This is a genomic window from Brevundimonas sp. (assembly GCF_032055285.1).
Lineage (GTDB): Bacteria > Pseudomonadota > Alphaproteobacteria > Caulobacterales > Caulobacteraceae > Brevundimonas.
On sequence record NZ_DAMBRE010000001.1, the window covers coordinates 402412 to 422971 of the forward strand.

A 20560-nucleotide genomic window follows, 5' to 3' on the forward strand; every position below is an offset into this window, starting at 1 on the left:
GTCCTCCTGTTTCGGATAACGCCATATCTCACAGACTTGTCTAAATTACAAACTAGTCTGTCTAACGCATTATTCTCCGCTCATCCCCGCGGAGGCGGGGATGAGCGGGCAAGGAAGATCGCACGAAAAAGGGGCGAGCCTCGCGGCCCGCCCCTCCTCATTTCAGCCCATCCGATCCGGTCAGGCGGTCGGCACGCTCGTCGTCGGCGCGGCGGCCGGCTCGGCCTCCGAGGTTTTCACCACCTCGACCTCGACCCCGTCCGAGACCGGAGTCACCGGCACCGAAACCGACGGCCCGGCCACGGTGTCGTTGGCCTCGTCACGGTTCGGGGCGACGCCCTTCTCCAGCAGATCGCGGATCTCATCGCCCGACAGGGTCTCGTATTCCAGCAGGGCCTGGGACAGCTTCTCGTGGTCCTCGGCCTTGGTGGTCAGGATGCGGCGCGCCTCGTCCCAGCCTTCGGTGACGATGCGGCGGACCTCTTCGTCGATGATGCGGGCCGTCTCTTCCGAGACGTTCTGGCTGCGCGAGACGGAGTGGCCGAGGAAGACCTCCTCCTGGTTCTCGCCATAGGCCACCGTGCCCAGCTTCTCGGAGAAGCCCCAGCGCGTGACCATGGCCCGCGCCAGCTTGGTCGCCTGCTCGATGTCCGAGCTGGCGCCCGAGGTGATGCTTTCGGGGCCGAAGATCAGCTCCTCGGCGACGCGGCCGCCGGCCATGATGGCGATGCGGTCGATCATCTGCTGGAACTTCATGGAATAGCGGTCGCCTTCCGGCAGTTGCATCACCATGCCCAGGGCGCGGCCGCGCGGGACGATGGTCGCCTTGTGCACCGGGTCGGCCATCTTGACGTTGATGGCGACGATGGCGTGACCGGCCTCGTGATAGGCGGTCAGGCGGCGCTCTTCCTCGTTCATGGCCATGGACTTCCGCTCGGAGCCCATCATGACCTTGTCCTTGGCGTCCTCGAAGTCGCGGTGCGTGACCATGCGACGGTCCTTGCGGGCCGCCATCAGGGCCGCCTCGTTGACCAGGTTGGCCAGGTCCGCGCCCGAGAAGCCCGGCGTGCCGCGCGCCAGCGTCTTGACGTTCACGTCAGCGGCCAGGGGCACGTCCTTCATGTGGACGCGCAGGATGCGCTCGCGGCCCGAGACGTCGGGATTGGGCACCACGACCTGACGGTCGAAGCGGCCGGGACGCAGCAGGGCCGGGTCCAGCACGTCGGGACGGTTGGTCGCCGCGATCAGGATGATGTTCTCGGACGCCTCGAAGCCGTCCATCTCGACCAGCAGCTGGTTCAGCGTCTGCTCGCGCTCATCGTTGCCGCCGCCGAGGCCCGCGCCGCGGTGACGACCGACAGCGTCGATTTCATCGATGAAGATGATGCAGGGCGCATTCTTCTTGGCCTGCTCGAACATGTCGCGCACGCGGCTGGCGCCGACGCCGACGAACATTTCCACGAAGTCAGAACCCGAGATCGAGAAGAAGGGCACGCCCGCCTCGCCCGCCACCGCGCGCGCCAGCAGGGTCTTGCCGGTACCCGGAGGGCCCACCAGCAGCGCGCCTTTGGGGATCTTGCCGCCCAGACGCTGGAACTTGCCGGGGTCCTTCAGGAAGTCGACGACCTCCTGCAGTTCGTCCTTGGCCTCGTCCACGCCGGCGACGTCGTCGAAGGTCTTGCGGCCCTTGTGCTCGGTCAGCAGCTTGGCCTTGGACTTGCCGAAGCCCATGGCGCCTTTGGCCCCGCCCTGCATCCGGTTCATGATGAAGAACCAGAAGGCGATGATCAGGGCCACCGGCAGCAGCAGGCCCAGCAGACCCGACCACCAGGGCTGACGCGTGCTCTTGACGTCCACGGCCGCGCCGGCGGCCTGCATCTTGTCGATGATGTCGGCGTTGGGCAGCGGCGTCACGGTCGTGAACTTGCTGTCGTTCTTGTAGACGCCGGTCACCATGTCGCCACGCACCGTCGCCGTCTTGATCTCCTGGCCATTGATGGCGGTGATCAGCTGCGAATAGGTGATGGGTGCAGGGCGTCCGGCCGCCGCGGCCTTGGCGCCCGGCATGGCCGCGCCGCCGTTCTGGCCGAAAGCGGCGTAGACGGCGACCAGCACCAGCAGCAGCCCGCCCCAGATGGCTAGATTACGCAGATTCATTCGGTCCTCGGTTTCTCGGCGCGCCCTCAGGCCCCGCCGATCAGCAGTCTTTCTAGGAAAATAGGTCAGTCGGCGGCGTTTCGCCATGCATGGGATGAAACAGGTCGCTCTCCTGCGTCGTTTCGCCCAAGGCCAGCGCCAGACGCCGCGCCCCCAGCGTCCGTACGCTCGCCCCCCGCCATGCCAGAATCGGGCCGCTTCCATCGTCCCGAACCAGAACGGGCAGGCCCCCGCGCGCCGCCGCCGGAAGCGCCGCCGCCACGCGCCGATCATGCTCCGGCAGCGTCGCCAGCCGCCCCGCCGCCGCCTCGACCCGCCAGCCCGGCTCAGTCGCCGTGATCTCGAACCGCCCGTCCCAGACGGCGGCGACGCCGGGCGTCAGGATTACGGTCTCCGGCGGACGCCGCTTCATCTCGCCCGGTTCGCGCATCAGCAGAACCGCCGCCCCCTCCGCCTGGACCCGCGCCCCCGCCAGACCCACCGCGAAATCCTCGCCCCCCGCCAGCTTCGCCCTCAGCCGTTCCAGCCGCTCCCCGCGCGGCGGAACCGACCCGCCCCCCGCGCACAGCAGGGCCGCCGCCAATGTGGACGCCGAGGCGTCGCGCGGAATGTCCAGCACGCCCGCCCAATTTAACTCCCTTCCCGCTGGCGGAGGGGGGAAGGGTTGGGGATGGGGGTGTGCGTACGGTGTTTGTCTCTGTGGCGCGGGAGGCGAAACCGCCCGCGTCTCCGCAACCTGATCAGCAAGGGTAGCAGCTACACCCCCACCCAACCCTCCCCCCTCGAGGGGGAGGGCTTCCGCACGGAGGGCCGCCCGCGCCCGACTGCGCCCGAAGCGTTCGTCCGCATTGGCCGGGTCCTCGACCCAGCCCTGCCCTCGCGCTCTCAGATAATCCCTCAGCCCCTCGCGCCGCTCGCCCAGCAGGGGCCGCAGCAGCATCAGCCCCCGCCCCTGCGGCCAGACCGGCGCCGGCGACCATTCGCGCACCCGCCCCAGGGTCGAGCCGCGCGCCCGCATCCAGTCGGCCTCGGCCACGTCATCAAGGGTGTGGGCCAGCAGCACGACCCGCGCCCCCGCCGCCCGCGCCGCCTCGGCGATCAGCCCGTGCCGCGCCGCCCGCGCCCGCGCCGTCAGGCCGGGACCGGGCGCGGCCTCGTCCCAGCTCAGCCCCCGCCAGTCGGCCTTGAGCGCGCGCGCAGTCTCGCCCGCGAACCCGGTCCAGTCCGCGCTCATGGCGTTGAGATTGTGATCCACCGTCAGGGCCAGCAGCCGCCGCCCGTTCGCCCTGGTCCAGTCCGCCACCAGGTGCAGCAGGGCGACGGAGTCCCCCCCGCCCGACAGGGCCAGCGCGAGCGGTTCGCTCCGCTCGCGGTCCAGCCGCGCCTCCAGCCGGGCGAAGACCCGGCTGGTCAGAGCATCGGCGTCGGCTGCGCTCAGGTGCAGGCGGCGCGCGTGCGCAGTTGCGTGGCGCGGGTCTTCTGCGCCGCGGTCGCGGTCTCGGCGTAGCGGCGGGTGAATTCGTTCAGGGCGCCGCAGGCCTGGGTGGCCCGGTCGGTGGCGCGCAGGGCCTCGGCCAGCTTCAGCGTCGTCTCCGGCGCCCAGGGCGTGCGCGGCCAGCCGTTCAGGGCGGCGGCGTAGGCGGGCACGGCGGCGGCGTTGTCGCGCGCGGCGACGTGCAGGTCGCCCAGACGGCTGCTGGCTTCACGCGACTGCGGCGTATTGGGCCAGGTGACGATGACCGTCTCCAGCGCCCGCTGTCCGCGCACGCCGTCGGTGCCCAGCAGCCGCAGCGCCGCCGTCAGGTCCTGGGCCGCATCGCCGGTCGGCGAGTTGGCGACGATCGGCCCGTTCAGCTCGGCCTGTTCCTCGGCGGCCTTTTCGGCGCGCTCGACCCGGCCTTCCAGATCGCGCAGGCGGCGGCTCAGGGCGGCGTTGTCGCGCGTCGCCTCGTCCAGCTGGAAGGTCAGGCGCTCGCTGTCGGCGTTCATCCGCTGGAAGGTCTGCTCCACGTCGGCCAGACGCCGCTCCAGGATCGAAACCTGACCCTGCATCGCCACGACCTCGGGATCAGGTTCGACCAGAACGGGCTGACCGGCGGCGTTCCTCTGGGTCAGGGCGCGCTCCAGACGACGGACGTTGCGGTCCAGCTGGTCCAGACGACGCTTGTCCCACTGGACCGGCTCCATCGGCGCGACCTGGGCCACGACTGCGCCCCCGATCAGGGTCAGACCGATGGCCGTCAGGGCGGCGGATTTGGAAAAAGGCAGCTTCAGCATGTCTCAAGTCGTCCCATCGATTTGCGGCGCTCGCAAGGCCGGTTTCGAGGCAAGGGTCAGTGGCCGAGGCCCAGATAGATGATCGAGACGATGAACAGGGTCGCCGCGATCTCGCAGAAGATCAGCAGGGCGATCGTCCGCCACAGGGTCGAGAAGATCTTCAGGCTGTAGGCGCCCTTCAGCTGGGCGAACATGTGCACCGGCACGATCAGGCTCGCCGCCAGCCCCGCGAACGGGCCCGCCCCCTTGATGGACGTCGCCAGCACCACCACCGCCATCAGCAGCAGGGACATGAAGGTCAGCGAATAGAGGACGAAGACCCCGTGGTCGTACAGGGTGAAGCCCCGCTTCCACAGGAACATCAGGGCCACGAAGGGGATCGACAGGGGCACCAGCAGGAAGGCGAACTTGTAAATGGTCTGCTGCAGCTTGTAGAGCGCCAGGTCCGGGTTCTTCAGCTTCTTGGCCACGGTCTTGGTCAGGCCGTTGGCGTTCCCGTCCTTGCCTACGTCGGCGGCCAGGTCGGCCACCTGGGCCTGCCAGCTGCCCGGCGTCAGGCCGTCCTTGCGACCCTCGACGGCGTCGTGCTCCAGACGCTCCAGCTTGGCCTTCTCGCTGATCACCCCGGCCTGGGCGGCGGCCAGCACTCCGGCGGCGACCCCGGCCCGCGCGCCGCTGTTGGGCGCTGGCGGCGAGCCGTCGGCGGGCTCCATCGCGGCGGCGGCGGCGTCGACCTCCTTCTGGGCGGCGGCGACGACCACCTCCGCCTCGGCGATCGCCTCGCGCTGGGCGGTGATCTGCTCCGGCAAGCCCTGCAGCTTCATCTCCGAATGCGGCATGAAGCTGAGCGCGAAGAACATCACGAACAGGGTGAACAGGAACATGGCCAGGGGCGAGACGTAGCGCGTCCGCCGACCCTGGACCCACTCGCGCGTCAGCCGCCCCGGATTGACGACCAGCAGCGGCAGGGTGCGCCAGAAGCGGCCGTCGAAATGCATGACCCCGTGCAGCAGCTCTTCGCCCAGGTGCAGCAGGGTGCGGTGCACGTGCGCCGCCTGACCGCAGTTGGAGCAGAAGTTGCCGGTGACCTCGGCGCCGCAGTCGGCGCAGGTCGTGTGGTGCTCGCCCGCCTTGCCCGTCGGCTTTTCGATGGCCCCCGCGATGATGCCGCCCGCCATGGCGCCGCCCGCTGCTTCCAGATCAATCACTCAACTTCCCCCCGGATTCGGCGCGGACTTTGATCCGCTGCGCCCTCAAAGAAAAGAGGCGCCGGCTGCAAAGCCGACGCCTCCCTTCATTCTGTCGCTTCCGCGGTGTTTAGCGCGGGGCGCCCGACACGATTGCGGTGTGGGCGTTGCGGTTCTGGGCCCAGGCCGACTCGTTCGAGCCTTCCGCGATCGGACGCTCCTTGCCGAAGCTGATGGTGTCGATGCGGCCGGCGGGGACGCCGCGCTGGATCAGATAGGTGCGGACGGCCTCGGCGCGGCGGGCGCCCAGGGCCAGGTTGTATTCGCGCGTGCCGCGTTCGTCGGCATTGCCCTCAATGCGGACCGTGACCTGCGGGTAGCGGGCCAGCCAGGCGGCCTGGGCGTCCAGACGCGGCTGGGCTTCCGGGCGCACCGAGTAGCTGTCCAGGTCGAAATAGACGCGGTCGCCGACGTTGACGACGAAGTCCTGCTCCGAACCCGGCGTGGCGGCGCCGACGTTGCCGCCGGTGACGGGGCCGGTCGGGGCGGTCGGGTATTGCGGGCCGGTCGGCTGGGCCGGTTGCACCGGCACGGCCGGCTCGACCTTGGGCTTGGGCGCGCAGGCGGCCAGGGCGGCGACGGCGGCGCTGACAGTCGCCAGCTTGATCAGGGTCGAGGTGTTCATCGGGTCGTCTCCTTGGTTCGGTCTGAGGACGGCGGCCTCAAGCTTGGCTGTTGTTGCGGTCAGCTAGACTGCGGCGCCGCGTCGCGCCAGACGCGATAACGCACAGTTTATGGGAATGGCTCCGCTCGTGATCTCACGAAGCCGTAAGCGGATCAGGCAGGGCAGGAATCCGGCCCCTGCCCGATGCCCAGATTGACCGGCGGGGCGTCCAGCAGGCCCGACCAGGCCGGGTCGGAACCGCGCCCGTCATAGCCCGCCTGAGCCACCACCCGGCCCGACAGGTCGACGGTCCACAGACGGGTGTCGCCGCCCGGGCTCTGACGCGCAAAGGCGATGTATCGGCCATTCGGCGCCCACGACGGGCCTTCCTCGAAGTAGCTGGACGACAAGGTGCGCTCGCCCGTCCCGTCCGACTTCATCACCCCGATATGGAAACGGCCGCCCGACTGCTTGGTGAAGGCGATCATGTCGCCGCGCGGGCTCCAGGCCGGAGCCGTATAGATGCCGCCGCCGCGCGAGATCGGCCTCTGGCCCGATCCATCGGCCCGCATCGTATAGAGGCGCGCCGAACCCGACCGGTCCGAGGTGAAGACGATCTGGTTGCCGTCCGGGCTGAATGACGGCGAGGTGTCGATGCCGGGATCGCTGGTCAGGCGCGACAGCTGACGCGTGCGCAGGTTCATCACATAGACGTCGGTGTTGCCGCCGCGGATGATCGAGAAGGCCATCTTGGTCCCGTCGTTCGAGAAACGCGGCGCCAGAACCTGACCGTCGAACTCGCCCAGGCTTTCCCGGCGCCCGGTCGACAGGTTGTAGAGGTAGATGCGGCTGTAATCCTTGCCCAGGGCCACATAGGTGACCTCGTCCGGGTTCGACGCCGAGAAGCGCGGCGACATGATGATCTCGTCGCCCTGGGTCAGGAAGACGGGGTTGTAGCCGTCCTGATCGACGATGGTCAGACGCGACAGCTTGTTCAGCTGGGTGCCGCTCTCCGACACGAACAGGACGCGCGAATCAAAGAAGCCCGCCTCGCCCGTCATGCGCTGATAGATGACGTCCGAAATCTTGTGCGCGATCCGGCGCCACTGCTCGCTGGTGGCGGTGAACTGATAGCTGACCAGCTGACACTGCCGGTAGGGATCATACAGGCGGAAGCCCACGTCCACCCGCCCGTCGGCGCGCGGCGTCACCCCGCCGTACAGCACCGCCTGCGCCCCGATGCTCGTCCACTGCGGGAAGTTGGGCGCATTGGCGAGCGTCAGCCCGGTCTCGATGAAGCTGGCCGGGTTCAGCGGGTCAAAGAAGCCCGAGCGCTTCAGGTTGCCGCTGATGACGTTGGAGATCTGCGGACCGTTCTGCCCGGTGAAGGGCACGACGGCGATCTGCAGCGGGCGCAGCACGCCCTGATCGATCTCGACCTCGACCGGCCCCGATTGCTGAGCCGGCGTCGCCTGAGGCTGCGTCTGAGCTGTCGCCGGACCCGCCATCAGGACCGCGGCGGTCGAGGCGAGAAGAAGGTGCAGACGCATAGGGAACTCCCAGAAGTTGGACGGCTCGTCGGTCCTTATCGCCAGACCGTATGACAAAAACCAGTTTGTGAAAGACAAGCTTGCCCCGGAATGGGGCGACTTTCAGACTTTGAAGGCAAGCATTCCTGCACCTCTTCCGCCTTGATCCCTTCTCCCGATGGGAGAAGGTGGCCCGAAGGGCCGGATGAGGGTCGAAGCGTTCCTTCGGCGCAAGCCGCCGCGCCACGGCTTGCGCCGACGGCAGACCTCAGCCCCTCACCCTTTCGCCTGGCCAATCGCTTCGCTCTTGGAGGCTCAAGCCCTCCCGCCGGGAGAGGGAACGCTACGGCTCACCGGTTGGCGCAGGCGCGTTCGGTGTTGAAGGTCGGACGATAGGCCCCGCCGGGGAAGCCCGTCGGCACGTCGAACGGCGCTGTCTGACGCAGGGCGCGCATCGCTTCATCGGCGGCCGAGCGATAGACGGCGCTCGACTGCGGATTGACCAGGGTCGGCCCCCGCGTGATCCGCCCGTCAGGCGACAAGGTCACATCCATCTGGATGCGCAGCTCATTCCCACCTGGCATGTTGCATACGATGAAGACGTTCCAGTTGTCATAGACCTGATTGAAGATGGCCGTGATCTGCGGCCCCGTCGCCTGACTGGCCTGACCCGAGCCCTGCTGACCCGTCGCCGGACGGCCCCGGTTTTGGGTGGGACGCGGCGGACCGGCCAGGGCGTCCAGGTCCAGGCCGGGCGCGGGCGTGGCCGGCGCCGGGCGCGCCGGTGCGGGCGGCGTCGGACGCGCGGGCACCGGCGGGGTGGGACGCGGCGGGGTCGGCGTCGGGCGCGGCGCGGGGGCTGGCGGCGTCGGCTTGGGCGGGGTCGGACGCGGCGTCGGCGCAGGCGTGGGACGCGGGGCCGGGGGCGTTGGAACCGGCCTCGGTGCGGGCGGGGTGGGCCTGGGCTGCGGCGGCGTCGGCTTGGGCTCGGGCGGGACCGGTTCCGGCGGCGTCTCGACCGGCGCGGTGGCTCCGTCCTCGGGCGAGGGCTCGTGCTGCGGATTGTCGGCGGGCGCGGCGGCGATCTCGATGTCCGAGACGATCGACACCGGCACCGAGTTCACCAGCGGCTTGGGCTCGTCCTTCGACGACCACGACACGAAGGCGAGCGCCACCACCCCCGCGTGCAGGGCGATGGAGCCGAGGATGGCGGGACTGGGGCGGCGCAAGGTCCGTCAGCCCTCCGCCGGCTCGTCGGCGGCGGTGTCGGTGATCAGGTTCAGCTTGGTGAAGCCCGAGGCGGACAGGCGCGCCATCACGCGCGCCACGGCCTGATAGGGGGCGCGGCCATCGGCACGGATGAAGACGGCCTTGTCGCGCGCCTTCTCGCCGCCCTCTTCGGCCACGCGAATCGCCAGGTTCTCCCAGCGGACCTCGCTCTCGCCGATGAAGATGGCCCCGTTCTGATCGATCGAGACCGTGATCGGCTTGTCGTTCGTCTCGACCGCGCTGGCCTCGGTCTTGGGCAGCTCCACCGGCACGCCGACGGTCAGCAGGGGCGCCGAGATCATGAAGATGATCAGCAGCACCAGCATGACGTCGACCAGCGGCGTGACGTTGATTTCGCTCAAGGGACGCTTGCGCGCGCGGCGACGACCGCGCCCGCCCGAGCTTCCGCCTCCTCCACCCATCGCCATGGATCAGGCGCCCCGACGCAGGTTCAGGTCAGCGGACGGCGGCGGGGGCGGCGGCGGCGGGGCCGAGGGCGCGCCCAGACGGCGGGCGATGGCCGACTGCAGGTCGTCGGCGAAGGCTTCCAGACGGCCGGTGAACTTGCCCGCCGACACCGAGAAGGCGTTGAAGGCGATATAGGCCGGGATGGCCGCCGCCAGACCGATGGCCGTGGCGAACAGGGCTTCGGCGATGGCCGGCGCCACCGTCGTCAGATTGGTGTTGCCCGCCGCCGCGATGTTGCCGAAGGCGTTCATGATGCCCCAGACCGTGCCGAACAGGCCGATGAAGGGCGAGGCGGTGGCCACCACCGACAGGACGCCCAGACCGTTCTCGATCTTCTGGCTCTCGCGGGCGATGACCGAATCCAGCGCGCGGTCGATGCGGGCGATCAGCATGTTGCCCTGGGTGTCCGTCATGGCCCCGCGCGAGCGCGCCTCGCGCCAGTCCTGCAGGGTCGACACCAGCATGCGCGGCAGGGGATCGGCGGGCTGCGGGCCGGCCTGCGCGGCCACGTCTTCCAGCGAGCGGCCGCTCTCGACCTGCTTCTCGAACTCGGTCGCACGGGCGTTCATGCGGGCGAAGCGCACGCCCTTGTCGATGATGATGGTCCAGGACCAGACCGAGGCCGCAGCCAGGCCGACCATCACGGTCTTCACCACCCAGTCGGCGGTCATGAACAGCTCGATGGGATTCAGCAGCGAGGCGTCGACTGGGGCGGTCATGCGGGGTCCTTGGGTGGGTCCGGTGTCGTCCGACCTTATCGAGCGGGCGGACGTGGCGGTTTCATGGCGGCGGGTCTAGCGGTCGTCGGCTCCTGCGTCACGGGGGGCCGATCTGACAACCTCGTTATTGCGAGGCTTCACCCGACAGCCAGGGCGTCACCAGCTCGATCAGCCGCTTCGTCGGGCGTCGCGGCCGCCCGTCCAGATGGATGCAGACCGCCGTCACATCGGCCCGGCACAGCGCCTCGCCGTCGCGCTCGACCGTCTGGCGGATGATCAGGCGCGGCCCCTTGATCGCCTCATAGCGGGTGCGCACCACCAGGGCGTCGTCGATCCGCGCCGGTTTCACATACTTGATCACCAGGTCCGACACGACAAAGGCCAGCGGCTCGTCCTGCTCCAGCAGTTCGACATGGCCCACCCCCGCCAGCCGCAGGAAGTCCGACCGCCCCCGCTCGAAATAGCGCACATAGTTGGCGTGATAGACCAGACCGGTGAAGTCGGTGTCCTCGTAATAGACCCGCACCGGCAGCAGGTGATCCAGCCCGTCGAAACGGCCGGCGGTCGGTTGGTCGGTCATGGGTCAGCCCTGAGCGGAAGTCGTGGCTGAGGCCTTAGCCGTCGGGGCCGTCGCGTTGAAGCCCGGACAGAACTCTGCCTTCATGTCGGCGAACTCGGCGCCCAGGGGATCGTCGCCCATCAGGATGCGATTGGGCCGCGAGACGAAGGCCACGGCCTGCTTTTGCCCGGCGATCCCGGCGTAACCGCAGACGGCGCGGCGTTTGCCGTTTTCCAGATAGCGCACCTCGGCGGTCGGCCCCATCTGCGCCTTGACCTGGGTCAGGGCCCGTTCGGCCGGGCTCGCCTGCTTCGGCCCGAAGCGCGCGCCCTGACTGACGGCGACCAGACTCAGCGCACCGAGCAACAGCACCGCCGCGGCCAGCACGACGATCATCTGGTCCTTGCCGATCCCGCCTCGCGCCATCGCCCGTCTCCCTTCGCCATGAAGCATGGCCGGGTTTGATGCGGCGGTGAAGCCCCTTTGCGAATGACTTGCGCCTACTTTCCGAAAAGGTCCGGCGGCGGCGCGGGCTGCACCTGCGGCGCCGTCAGCCCCAGATGCTCATAGGCCTTGGCGCAGGCCACGCGGCCGCGCGGGGTGCGCATGATGAAGCCCTGTTGCAGCAGATAGGGCTCGATCACGTCCTCGACCGCGTCGCGCGCCTCGGCGATGGCCGCCGCCAGCGTATCCATGCCCACCGGCCCGCCGCCATAGTTCTCGATCAGGGCCTTGAGGAAGCGCCGGTCCAGACTGTCCAGCCCCTGCTCGTCGACCTCCAGCCGCGCCAGCGCCCGCGCCGCCGCCAGCCGGTCGATCTGCCCTCCCTCGGCGTCGGCGAAGTCCCGCACCCGGCGCAACAGACGCCCGGCGATGCGCGGCGTGCCCCGCGCCCGGCGCGCGATCTCCATCGCCCCGTCCTCGGTGATGGTCGCGCCCATCTTGCGCGCCGCCCCCCGGATCACCGCCGTCAGCTCCTCGGGCGAATAGAACTCCAGCCTCAGCGGAATGCCGAACCGGTCCCGCAACGGCGTCGCCAGCAACCCCGCCCGCGTCGTCGCCCCCACCAGCGTAAAGGGCGCCAAGTCGATGCGCACGCTGCGCGCCGACGGCCCCTCGCCGATGATCAGGTCCAGCACATGGTCCTCCATCGCCGGATAGAGAATCTCCTCCACCTGCGGGGCCATGCGGTGGATCTCGTCGATGAACAGGACGTCGCGCGGCTCCAGATTGGTCAGGATGGCCGCCAGATCGCCCGCCTTGGCCAGAATGGGGCCGGAGGTAGCGCGGAAGCCCACGCCCAGTTCGCGCGACACGATCTGCGCCAGCGTCGTCTTGCCCAGACCCGGAGGACCGAACAGCAGGACATGATCCAGCGCCTCGGACCGGCCGCGCGCCGCGTCGATGAAGACCTTCAGATTGCCCTTGGCCGCCGACTGGCCGACGAACTCGGACAGGGTCTGCGGCCGCAGCGCGCGGTCGTGCTGCTCGCCGGGCGCGGCGTCGCCGGTCACCAAACGCTCGCTCATGATTGACCGCTCATCCCCGCGGAGGCGGGGACCCAGGTTTGAGCGACACGACGCACGGTTCCGATCATGCCGCCTTCATACCGGGCGACGGCGCCGAAAGCCAAAGCACTGGGTCCCCGCCTCCGCGGGGATGAGCGGATAGGGGAAGTCACCGCCCCAGCTCCTGCAGGGCCGCGCGGATCACCGCCGGCAGCTCGGCCTCATCCCCCAGCCGGATCAAGGCCTGATCCACCGCCCGGCGCGCATTGATTTCGGCTATGCCCAGACCCAGCAGGGCCGCGACCGCCTCGCCCGTCACGCTCGGCGGCGGCGGGGCGGCGGCGACCTCGGCGTGGACGCCCGGCGCGACCGGCGCGAAGTGGGCGTCGCCCAGGGCCTTGCCCTTCAGTTCGGTGACGATGCGCAGGGCCAGCTTGGGCCCCACCATATTGGCCCGCGCCACCGCCGCCTTGTCCTCGCGCGCCACGGCCGAGGCCAGTTCGCCCGGCGGCAGGACGTCCAGCACGCTCAGCGCCGCCTTCGGCCCCACGCCCTGAATGGCCAGCAGCAGGGTGAAGGCGCGCCGCTCGTCACGCGACAGGAAGCCGTACAGACGCGGCCCCGCGTCCTCGCTCCACTGGCTATGGATATAGAGGGTCGTCTCGTCGCCCGGCGCCGGCAGACGCCCCAGGGTCCGCGCCCCGCAGGTCGCCACATAGCCCACCCCGCCGCAGTCGATCAGGCACTCCGCCTCCCCGACCTCGGCCAGAACCCCGCGCAAACGCCCGATCATGCCGCGCCCCTCAAACTCGCACTCAGGCTCAAGCTCCGCCGATGATGCGCATGGGTGATGGCCACCGCCAGGGCGTCCGCCGCATCCGCCTTCACCTCGCCCGCCGCCGGCAGCAGCCGCTTGATCATGAAGGCCACCTGGCTCTTGTCCGCCTGCCCGGCCCCGACCACCGCCTTCTTGACCAGGCTGGGGGCGTACTCCGCCACGCTCAGGCCCGCCCTTGCAGGGGCCAGCATGACCGCCGCCCGCGCATGGCCCAGCTTCAGCGTCGAGGCCCCGTTCATGTTGACAAAGACCTCCTCGATCGCCGCCTCGTCGCAGCTGTAGGCCGCGCAGATCGAACCGACCTCCTCCAGCAGGTGCAGCAGTCGCTCGGGAAAAGGCGCCTTCTCGGCGGGCGTCACCACCCCGTGAGCGATCCAGCGCAGGCGGCTGCCCTCGCTTTCGATCACGCCCCAGCCGGTGCGGCGCAGGCCGGGGTCCAGCCCCAGGATGCGAGTCGTTTCGTTCGCCATCCGTTCCTATTGCCCCAAAGAGGGTTAGCGAACAATGACCGCGCGTCGCGCCTTTCTTATTGCATATGCAATGATCGCGTGCTTTGCATATGCAATGGATGTCGTCTCTCCCTGCATCTGCGGCCGCGTGCGCCGCGCCTCGCGTACCCTGTCGCGGCTTTATGACGAGGCGCTGACGGACGTCGGGCTGAACATCAACCAGTTCGCCGTGCTGCGGACCCTGGCCCGGCTCGGCCCCTCACGGCTGGGCGATCTGGCCGAGGCCACCCTGCATGAGAAGAGCGCCCTTTGGCGCACCCTGCAGCCGCTGATCCGTCAGGGCTGGGTCGTCGCCGAGGCCACGCCCGGCGCGCGCGGCCAGACCCTCGGCCTGACCCCCGGCGGCGTTCAGAAGCTGGCCGACGCCCTGCCGCACTGGACCACGGCCCAGACCCGCGTCGCCGCCCTGCTCGGCCCGCGCGAGGCGGCCCTGATCGACCTGTTGAGTGAGTTGGAAATCAATGCCTGACGCCGCCTCCCCGGCCCCCGCCTCCGGCCTGTCGCGCCGCGCCTGGATCATGATCCTGACCGGCGCCGTCATCGTCACCCTGTCCATGGGCGTGCGTCAGTCCTTCGGCCTCTTCCTGCGCCCCGTCGGTCTGGATCTGGAGATCGACCGCCAGACCTTCGGCCTGATCATCGCCGCCCAGAACCTGCTGTTCGGCCTGATCCAGCCCTTCGTCGGGGCCTGGGCCGACAAGCATGGCGCGGGCAAGGTCGCGGTCGGCGGCGCCCTGGTCTATCTGGCCGGTCTGGCCGTGGCGGCCACCGCCGCCGACGCCCTGGGTCTGATGCTGGGCTTCGGCGCCCTGGTCGGCCTGTCCATGGCGGGCGTGACCTTCGTGGTGGTGCTGGGCGCCGTCGGTCGCGCCGTCCCGCCCGAGAAACGCACCCTGGCCTTCGGCATCGTCACCGCCGGCGGCTCCTTCGGCCAGTTCCTCGTGGTCCCGGCGGCGCAGGGCCTGCTCGACGCCCTCGACTGGCGCCTCACCCTCTTCGTTCTCGGCGGTATGGTCGCCCTGATCATTCCTCTGGCGCTCGGCGTGGCGGGCAAGCCCCCGGCCCCGACCGCCCGCGACGGCCTGCCGCTGAAGGCCGCGCTGAAGGAGGCCCTGACCAACCCCAGCTACGCCCTGCTCAACCTCGGCTTCTTCGTCTGCGGCTTCCACGTCGCCTTCGTCGGCACCCACCTGCCCGCCTACCTGCGTGACATGGGCCTGTCGGGCGGGGTCGGGGCCGCCTCCCTGGCCCTGATCGGCCTGTTCAACATCGCCGGCTCCTGGCTGTGGGGCGCCTGGGGCTCCAGGGGCTCGAAGAAGGGCCTGCTGACCCTGCTCTACGCCCTGCGCGCCGTGGCCATCGCCGTCTTCCTGCTTGTTCCGTTGTCGCCGGCCAGCGCCCTGATCTTCGCGGCGACCTTCGGTTTCCTGTGGCTGGGCACCGTGCCCCTGACCAATGGTCTGGTGGCCCAGATCTTCGGCGTGCGCCACCTGTCGGCGCTCGCCGGCATCGTCTTCCTCAGCCATCAGGTCGGGGCGTTTCTGGGCGCCTGGCTGGCGGGCGTGGCCTTCGACCTGACCGGTTCCTATACGGCGATCTGGACCCTCTCCATCGCCCTGGCCGTCATGGCCGCCTTGGCCAATGTCCCGGTGCGCGAGGCCCCGGTCGTGCGCCCTGAAACGGTCCCCGCCGAATGAGCCGCCGCCTCGCCATCGGCTGCGGCCTTGTCGCCCTGGCGGCCCTCGGCGGCTGGCTGTGGAGCCGTCACGGCCTCGCCGTCTGGCTCGACGCCGCCATCGCCTTCTGCATGTAGAGCGTCAGCCCCCGCTGCCTAGTCGTCCCTGGGCATGACCGAAAACCCGGCCAGCCCGCCCTGCTGCGTCAGCCGCGCCGACAGGTCGTCGACCCGCAAGGGCATCGGCCCGCGCGCCTTGATGTGGTGCTCGTGGATTTGGCCGTCATGGCTGACCACATGGCCGACCCGCACCGGCTTCAGGCCGCTGTCGGCCAGCAGGCCGCGCAGGATCGCCTCGCCCGGCGCCTCGCCGCGCGCCCAGCGCAGGGTCACGTCCACCACGCCGACATGCGGCAGGCGGGCGTCGAGGAACCTCAGGATGGCCAGCACCAGCAGGGTCGCGCCCCCGGCGATCAGACCCAGGTCCCACATGCCGATCCCGAACATCACCCCCACCGCCGAGGTGGTCCACAGCGACGCCGCCGTGGTCAGGCCGTGGACGGAAAAGCCCTCGCGGAAGATCACCCCGGCGCACAGGAAGCCGATGCCCGTCAGAATGCCGTGCGACATCCGGGTGGGGTCGATCACCAGCCTCTGGTCGGGCAAGGCGACAAAGGCCCAGGTCGCCTGATGCATGGCCGCCAGCATCAGGACGCAGGAGGTCATGCAGACCAGGATATGGGTGCGGAACCCCGCCGGATGGCCGTGATAGGTCCGCTCGATCCCGATCAGACCGCCCGCCGTCATCGCCGCCGCCACCGGCCCGATCAGGCCCCAGTCCAATACTCCGGCCACCGTCATGTCCGCCCCTCAAGCTGCGCAGGACCGCTCACCGTGGACCGCGCCGCGTCCTGCCGCAAGGGTCAGTCGTCGCGGGGATCCAGCACGTATTCCGTCACCCCCGGCAGGGCGCACAGCCGCGCCGCCAGCGCCTTCAGCTCGGCCTCGCCCCCGGCCTTGACGCGCCAGCTGCGCCGCACCGTCGTCCCGCCGTCGATCAGCTCGAACCGGTCATGGCGCGGCATCGGGTCGATCACCTTCAGCGCCGCCTCGACCTCGACCTCGGGCGAGGGTCCCTCGCGGCGCCAGCGCACCTCGACATCGGTCAGCACCCGCGCCGGCAGCCGCACGCTGACCAGCCGCAGGGCCACCAGGATCACCCCCGTCGTCGCCGTCCCCACCACCCCCAGGGTGAACAGCCCCGCCCCGAACAACAGGCCGATGGCCGAGGTGATCCACAGGCTCGCCGCCGTCGTCAGCCCGTGGATGGAAAACCCGGTGCGGAAAATGACCCCCGCGCACAGGAAGCCGATCCCGGTCAGCACCCCATGCGCCATCCGCGTCGGGTCGGTGACGATGTTCTCGTCCGGCAGGGCGCGAAACGCCCAGTCCGCCTGACCCATGGCCGCCAGCATCAGCAGGGCCGAGGCCAGGCTGACCAGGATATGGGTGCGGAACCCCGCCGCCCGACCGCGCCACTCGCGCTCGAACCCGATGATCCCGCCCGCCACGACGGCGCCCAGGATCGGCAGGGCGAAGGTTTCGATCTGCGTCAGGGTCATGTCACGGCAACGGTCGGCCGCGTCGCCTGTTCCGACGGGCGGTCCGCCGCTGGCCCCGGCTCCGCTTGCCCCGCTCCGGCATCGAGCGCATTCTTCCTCGATCAGCGATCTCCGAAAGGAAGCCGCCATGCGCGCCGCCCTCTTCGTAGCCTCTCTCGCCTGCCTGCCCTGCCTGATGACGACGCCCGCCGCCGCGCAGGAGACGCAGGATCAGTTCATGCAGCGCTGCACCCTGGCCCTAGCCCGAACCGCCAACATGGCCAGCTACGCCGAGGGCGCCTGCGCCGAGCAGTGGCCCAAGGTCACCCGCGCCAACCAGATGGTCGACGCCATCCTGTCGGTCTTCGTCGCCGGCACGCCCTCGGCGCTCGACCCGGCCGACGTCCAGCGCCGCGCCTCCATGGTCCGCTGGACCTCGCCGTCGCAGGGCCGGCTGGCGGATCTGAACGTCGAGACCACGCGCACGCCTACGACCCAGATCATCTTCAAATGGTCGGCGACGGGCGAACCCGTGCCCTTCGATCCGGTCGAGGCCCTGCGGGTGCGCGGGGCCAGCGTCGATCCGATCGGCTGCTACGCCTTCGGCGCCGGCGAGAGCAACAGCGTCTGGCGCGTCGAGGCGCCGGGCCACGCGCCCTTCGCCCTGACGGTCTATAATCGCGAGGCGCCCACGGCCTCGGCCATGTCCCACATCACCGTCAGCGCCGACGCCGAGCGCAACATCCCGACGCTCGGCGACCTCAGGGCCGCCGAGCCGGATCCGGACTGGATGCAGACCTGCCCCCGCTAGAAGGCAGCCCTCAGGACGATCAGCCCGCGTACTTGGCCGCGTCTTCGTCCGAGATGTCTTCGTTGGAATAGACTGACGACACGTCGTCCTCGGCGTCCAGGGCGTCCAACAGCTTGAACAGGGTGCCGACGGCCTCGCCCGTCACTGGCACTTCCGACTGCGGCTTCCAGACGATGGCGGTTGACTTCGGGTCGCCCAGGACCTTGGACATGGCCTCGGCCACCTCGTTCAGGTCCTCATAGGCCGTCCAGATCACGTGGCCCGGCGCATCCTCATAGATGTCCGGCTTGACCAGATCGCTCTCGACGTCCGAAGCGCCGGCCTCGATGGCGGCCTCCATGACGGCGTCCTCGGTGCCGGCCTCGGCGGGATAGGTGATCTTGCCCACCTTGTCCCACATGAAGGCGACCGAGTTCATCTCGCCCAGGGCGCCGCCGTTCTTCTTGAAGGCCGTGCCGATGTTCGAGGCCGCGCGGTTGCGGTTGTCCGTCAGGGCCTCGACGATGATGCCGACGCCGCCCGGACCCCGGCCCTCGTAGCGGACCTCTTCCATCGTGTCGGCGTCGCCGCCGGCGGCCTTGTTGATGGCGCGCTGGATGACGTCCTTGGGCAAGCTTTCGGCCTTGGCGTTGTTGACCGCCAGACGCAGGCGCGGGTTCAGGGCCGGGTCGGGCATGCCCGACTTGGCGGCCACGGTGATGTCGCGGGACAGTTTGGAGAACAGCTTCGAGCGCTGGGCGTCGGCGCGCCCCTTGCGGTGCATGATGTTCTTGAATTTCGAGTGGCCGGCCATGAATCTCGCTGCCAGATTTCTGAAACGTGAGGCGCGCCCTTTACTGGATGTGCGATCCTCTGTCACGACTGGGAACCGCCCGACCGCGCCGGGGATTTAGCGCAGGCAATAAGGAGACGCCTATGGCCGCCGCCGACGAAACCTATCTGGACGACGCCTATGACGAGGGCATCGACCACGCCCACGCGGGCGAGATCGTCGAATGGTACGCCAAGCGCCCGGTCACCGTCTCCACCGCCGCCGCCACCGGCTCCCTGGTCGCCGCCTTCGCCCTGGGTGCCCTGACCGCCGTCGGAACCCTGTTCCTGCTGCGCCAATACGACGAACGCTAAGGCCGGGTCAGCTCTTCCAGAAACGCCCGCAGCGCCTCGGGGATGGCTGCGGGCCTCATGGTCGCCCGCGTCACCATGACATGGACGAAGAAACCCTCCGCCGTCGCCTCGTCCTCGTCGTTGCGGAACAGGCCGACCTCGTAGCGGATGCTGGACGACCCCAGCCGTCCGACCCGCACCCCGGCGTGGATCACGTCGGGATAGGCGGCCGAGGCGTGGAACCGACAGCCGGATTCCGCCGCCACCCCGATCACCTCGGACCCCGCCACGTCCAGAAGACCTTCTTCTATCAATAGCTGGTTCACCGCCGTGTCGATGAAGGCGTAGTAGGCGACGTTGTTGACGTGGCCATAGGCGTCATTGTCGGCCCAGCGCGTCGTCAGCCGCACGAACCGCGCATAGTCGCCGCGCCTCCCCCTGCTCCGCTCCGTCATCCCCCTTGGCCTCCCCTGCGTCAGTCGCCTAGCCTGACATCAGATGGGAGACGTGACCATGCCGACGACCACCCGCGCCGCCGTCCTGCGCCACATGGGCGCCGCGCGCCCCTACGCCGACAGCCGCCCCCTCGGCATCGAGACCCTCACCCTCGACGATCCCGGACCGGGCGAGGTCCTGGTCGCCGTCAAGGCGGCGGGCCTGTGCCATTCGGATCTCTCGGTCATCAACGGCGACCGCCCCCGCCCCCTGCCGATGGCCCTGGGACACGAGGCGGCGGGCGTCGTCCAGGCCCTGGGCGAGGGCGTCGCCGACCTCGCCGTCGACGACCACGTCGTCATGGTCTTCATGCCGTCCTGCGGCCATTGCAGCCCCTGCGCCGAGGGTCGCCCCGCCCTGTGCGAGCCGGGCGCCGCCGCCAACGGCAAGGGCGAGCTTCTGACCGGCCGACGCGCCCTGCACGCCGGGCCCGAGCCCCTCAACCACCACCTCGGCTGCTCGGCCTTCGCCTCTCACGCCGTGGTCTCGCGCCGCTCCCTCGTCAGGATCGACCCCGACCTGTCGTTCGAGCACGCCGCCCTGTTCGGCTGCGCTGTCCTGACCGGTGTCGGGGCCGTGGTGAACACGGCGGGTCTCCGCGCCGGCCAGTCCGCCGTGGTCGTCGGCCTCGGCGGCGTCGGCCTGGCCAGCGTCCTCGGCGCCCTGGCCTCGGGCGCCTCGCCGGTCGTCGCCGTCGATCTGTCGGAGGACAAGCTGGCCCTCGCCCGCTCGCTCGGCCCGGAGGGCGTGGTCCAGACCGTCAACGCCGCCGCTCCCGACGCCGTCGATCAGGTCCGCGCCCTGACCCGTGGCGGCGCCGACTTCGTGTTCGAGATGGCCGGCTCGGTCCGCGCTCTCGACAGTGCCTGGCGCATGACCCGGCGCGGCGGGACCACCGTCACCGCCGGCCTGCCCCCGCCCGAGGCCGCCCTGGCCGTCAACGTCGTGTCGCTGGTCGGCGAGGAACGCACGCTGAAGGGCTCCTACATCGGGACCTGCGTCCCGACCCGCGACATCCCCCGCTATGTCGCCCTGTTCCGCCAGGGCCGCCTGCCGGTCGACCGCCTGCTCAGCGGAACCCTGGCGCTGGACGACATCAACGCCGCCTTCGACGCCCTGGCCGACGGGCGGGCCGTGCGACAGGTGATCCGCTTCTAGGCGCGCCTTTCCCCCTCCCCTTCATGGGGAGG

General features: G+C 69.9%; 23 protein-coding genes. 5 read left to right on the plus strand and 18 right to left on the minus strand.

Annotated elements, in window-relative coordinates; genetic code table 11:
* Positions 1-180: 180 nt before the first annotated feature.
* The 14 genes from ftsH to ruvC all read right to left on the minus strand — a co-directional run bounded on the left by ftsH (position 181) and on the right by ruvC (position 13645).
* On the minus strand, positions 181-2157 hold the full coding sequence (gene ftsH, locus RTY13_RS02040; protein WP_312780751.1) for an ATP-dependent zinc metalloprotease FtsH: 1977 nt from the start codon (positions 2155-2157) through the stop codon (positions 181-183).
* Between the two features lie 52 nt (positions 2158-2209).
* Positions 2210-3460: an ATP-binding protein gene (locus tag RTY13_RS02045; protein ID WP_409450268.1), complete on the minus strand. Its 1251-nt coding sequence runs from the start codon at positions 3458-3460 to the stop codon at positions 2210-2212.
* Between the two features lie 131 nt (positions 3461-3591).
* Positions 3592-4434: a tol-pal system protein gene (locus RTY13_RS02050; RefSeq protein WP_312780754.1), complete on the minus strand. Its 843-nt coding sequence runs from the start codon at positions 4432-4434 to the stop codon at positions 3592-3594.
* Positions 4435-4490: 56 nt separating this feature from the next.
* The gene (locus RTY13_RS02055) at positions 4491-5642 is read right to left on the minus strand and encodes a DUF3667 domain-containing protein (protein ID WP_312780756.1); all 1152 of its coding nucleotides are present in this window, start codon (positions 5640-5642) and stop codon (positions 4491-4493) included.
* A 109-nt stretch (positions 5643-5751) separates the two neighbouring features.
* Positions 5752-6306, minus strand: a complete 555-nt coding sequence (gene pal, locus RTY13_RS02060; protein ID WP_312780757.1) for a peptidoglycan-associated lipoprotein Pal — start codon at positions 6304-6306, stop codon at positions 5752-5754.
* 152 nt (positions 6307-6458) lie between these two features.
* The gene (gene tolB / locus RTY13_RS02065; RefSeq protein WP_312780758.1) at positions 6459-7835 is read right to left on the minus strand and encodes a Tol-Pal system beta propeller repeat protein TolB; all 1377 of its coding nucleotides are present in this window, start codon (positions 7833-7835) and stop codon (positions 6459-6461) included.
* Positions 7836-8164: 329 nt separating this feature from the next.
* The gene (locus RTY13_RS02070; RefSeq protein WP_312780759.1) at positions 8165-9043 is read right to left on the minus strand and encodes a hypothetical protein; all 879 of its coding nucleotides are present in this window, start codon (positions 9041-9043) and stop codon (positions 8165-8167) included.
* 6 nt (positions 9044-9049) lie between these two features.
* Complete coding sequence (gene tolR, locus RTY13_RS02075; protein ID WP_312780761.1) at positions 9050-9511, minus strand: protein TolR; 462 nt, start codon at positions 9509-9511, stop codon at positions 9050-9052.
* A gap of 3 nt (positions 9512-9514) precedes the next feature.
* Positions 9515-10270 (minus strand): protein TolQ, encoded by a 756-nt coding sequence (gene tolQ, locus RTY13_RS02080; protein ID WP_312780762.1) that lies wholly within the window; start codon positions 10268-10270, stop codon positions 9515-9517.
* A 124-nt stretch (positions 10271-10394) separates the two neighbouring features.
* Positions 10395-10850 (minus strand): tol-pal system-associated acyl-CoA thioesterase, encoded by a 456-nt coding sequence (ybgC, locus tag RTY13_RS02085; protein WP_312780763.1) that lies wholly within the window; start codon positions 10848-10850, stop codon positions 10395-10397.
* Between the two features lie 3 nt (positions 10851-10853).
* A complete protein-coding gene (locus tag RTY13_RS02090; protein WP_312780764.1) occupies positions 10854-11255 on the minus strand; it encodes a hypothetical protein in 402 nt (133 codons plus the stop codon).
* A 74-nt stretch (positions 11256-11329) separates the two neighbouring features.
* On the minus strand, positions 11330-12358 hold the full coding sequence (ruvB, locus tag RTY13_RS02095) for a Holliday junction branch migration DNA helicase RuvB (RefSeq protein ID WP_312780765.1): 1029 nt from the start codon (positions 12356-12358) through the stop codon (positions 11330-11332).
* A 148-nt stretch (positions 12359-12506) separates the two neighbouring features.
* On the minus strand, positions 12507-13130 hold the full coding sequence (ruvA, locus tag RTY13_RS02100) for a Holliday junction branch migration protein RuvA (protein WP_312780766.1): 624 nt from the start codon (positions 13128-13130) through the stop codon (positions 12507-12509).
* Complete coding sequence (gene ruvC / locus RTY13_RS02105; RefSeq protein ID WP_312780767.1) at positions 13127-13645, minus strand: crossover junction endodeoxyribonuclease RuvC; 519 nt, start codon at positions 13643-13645, stop codon at positions 13127-13129. The genes ruvA and ruvC overlap by 4 nt, the downstream gene beginning before the upstream one ends.
* Positions 13646-13739: 94 nt before the next feature.
* Here ruvC and RTY13_RS02110 point away from each other — a divergent pair, with 94 nt between their 5' ends.
* Both RTY13_RS02110 and RTY13_RS02115 read left to right on the plus strand, forming a co-directional pair.
* Positions 13740-14153, plus strand: a complete 414-nt coding sequence (locus RTY13_RS02110; protein ID WP_312780768.1) for a MarR family winged helix-turn-helix transcriptional regulator — start codon at positions 13740-13742, stop codon at positions 14151-14153.
* Positions 14146-15381 (plus strand): MFS transporter, encoded by a 1236-nt coding sequence (locus RTY13_RS02115; RefSeq protein WP_312780770.1) that lies wholly within the window; start codon positions 14146-14148, stop codon positions 15379-15381. The genes RTY13_RS02110 and RTY13_RS02115 overlap by 8 nt, the downstream gene beginning before the upstream one ends.
* A gap of 134 nt (positions 15382-15515) precedes the next feature.
* On the opposite strand, the gene RTY13_RS02120 is transcribed toward RTY13_RS02115, so the two are convergent.
* Both RTY13_RS02120 and RTY13_RS02125 read right to left on the minus strand, forming a co-directional pair.
* Positions 15516-16220 carry an MgtC/SapB family protein gene (locus tag RTY13_RS02120; RefSeq protein ID WP_312780771.1) on the minus strand — a complete coding sequence of 235 codons (705 nt, stop codon included), beginning with the start codon at positions 16218-16220 and terminating at the stop codon, positions 15516-15518.
* A 62-nt stretch (positions 16221-16282) separates the two neighbouring features.
* Positions 16283-16981 (minus strand): MgtC/SapB family protein, encoded by a 699-nt coding sequence (locus RTY13_RS02125; RefSeq protein WP_312780772.1) that lies wholly within the window; start codon positions 16979-16981, stop codon positions 16283-16285.
* A gap of 127 nt (positions 16982-17108) precedes the next feature.
* Here RTY13_RS02125 and RTY13_RS02130 point away from each other — a divergent pair, with 127 nt between their 5' ends.
* The gene (locus RTY13_RS02130; RefSeq protein WP_312780773.1) at positions 17109-17771 is read left to right on the plus strand and encodes a hypothetical protein; all 663 of its coding nucleotides are present in this window, start codon (positions 17109-17111) and stop codon (positions 17769-17771) included.
* Between the two features lie 19 nt (positions 17772-17790).
* On the opposite strand, the gene RTY13_RS02135 is transcribed toward RTY13_RS02130, so the two are convergent.
* Positions 17791-18564 carry a YebC/PmpR family DNA-binding transcriptional regulator gene (locus tag RTY13_RS02135; protein ID WP_292085645.1) on the minus strand — a complete coding sequence of 258 codons (774 nt, stop codon included), beginning with the start codon at positions 18562-18564 and terminating at the stop codon, positions 17791-17793.
* Positions 18565-18686: 122 nt separating this feature from the next.
* Between RTY13_RS02135 and RTY13_RS02140 the strand changes: the two genes are divergently transcribed.
* Positions 18687-18896, plus strand: coding sequence for a hypothetical protein (locus RTY13_RS02140; RefSeq protein WP_312780774.1), 210 nt, complete (start codon positions 18687-18689; stop codon positions 18894-18896).
* Here the strand turns inward: RTY13_RS02140 and RTY13_RS02145 are convergent.
* The gene (locus tag RTY13_RS02145) at positions 18893-19285 is read right to left on the minus strand and encodes a thioesterase family protein (RefSeq protein WP_312780775.1); all 393 of its coding nucleotides are present in this window, start codon (positions 19283-19285) and stop codon (positions 18893-18895) included. The two genes, RTY13_RS02140 and RTY13_RS02145, sit on opposite strands and share 4 nt — an antisense overlap.
* 103 nt (positions 19286-19388) lie before the next feature.
* Between RTY13_RS02145 and RTY13_RS02150 the strand changes: the two genes are divergently transcribed.
* Complete coding sequence (locus RTY13_RS02150; RefSeq protein WP_312780776.1) at positions 19389-20528, plus strand: zinc-dependent alcohol dehydrogenase family protein; 1140 nt, start codon at positions 19389-19391, stop codon at positions 20526-20528.
* Positions 20529-20560: the final 32 nt, after the last annotated feature.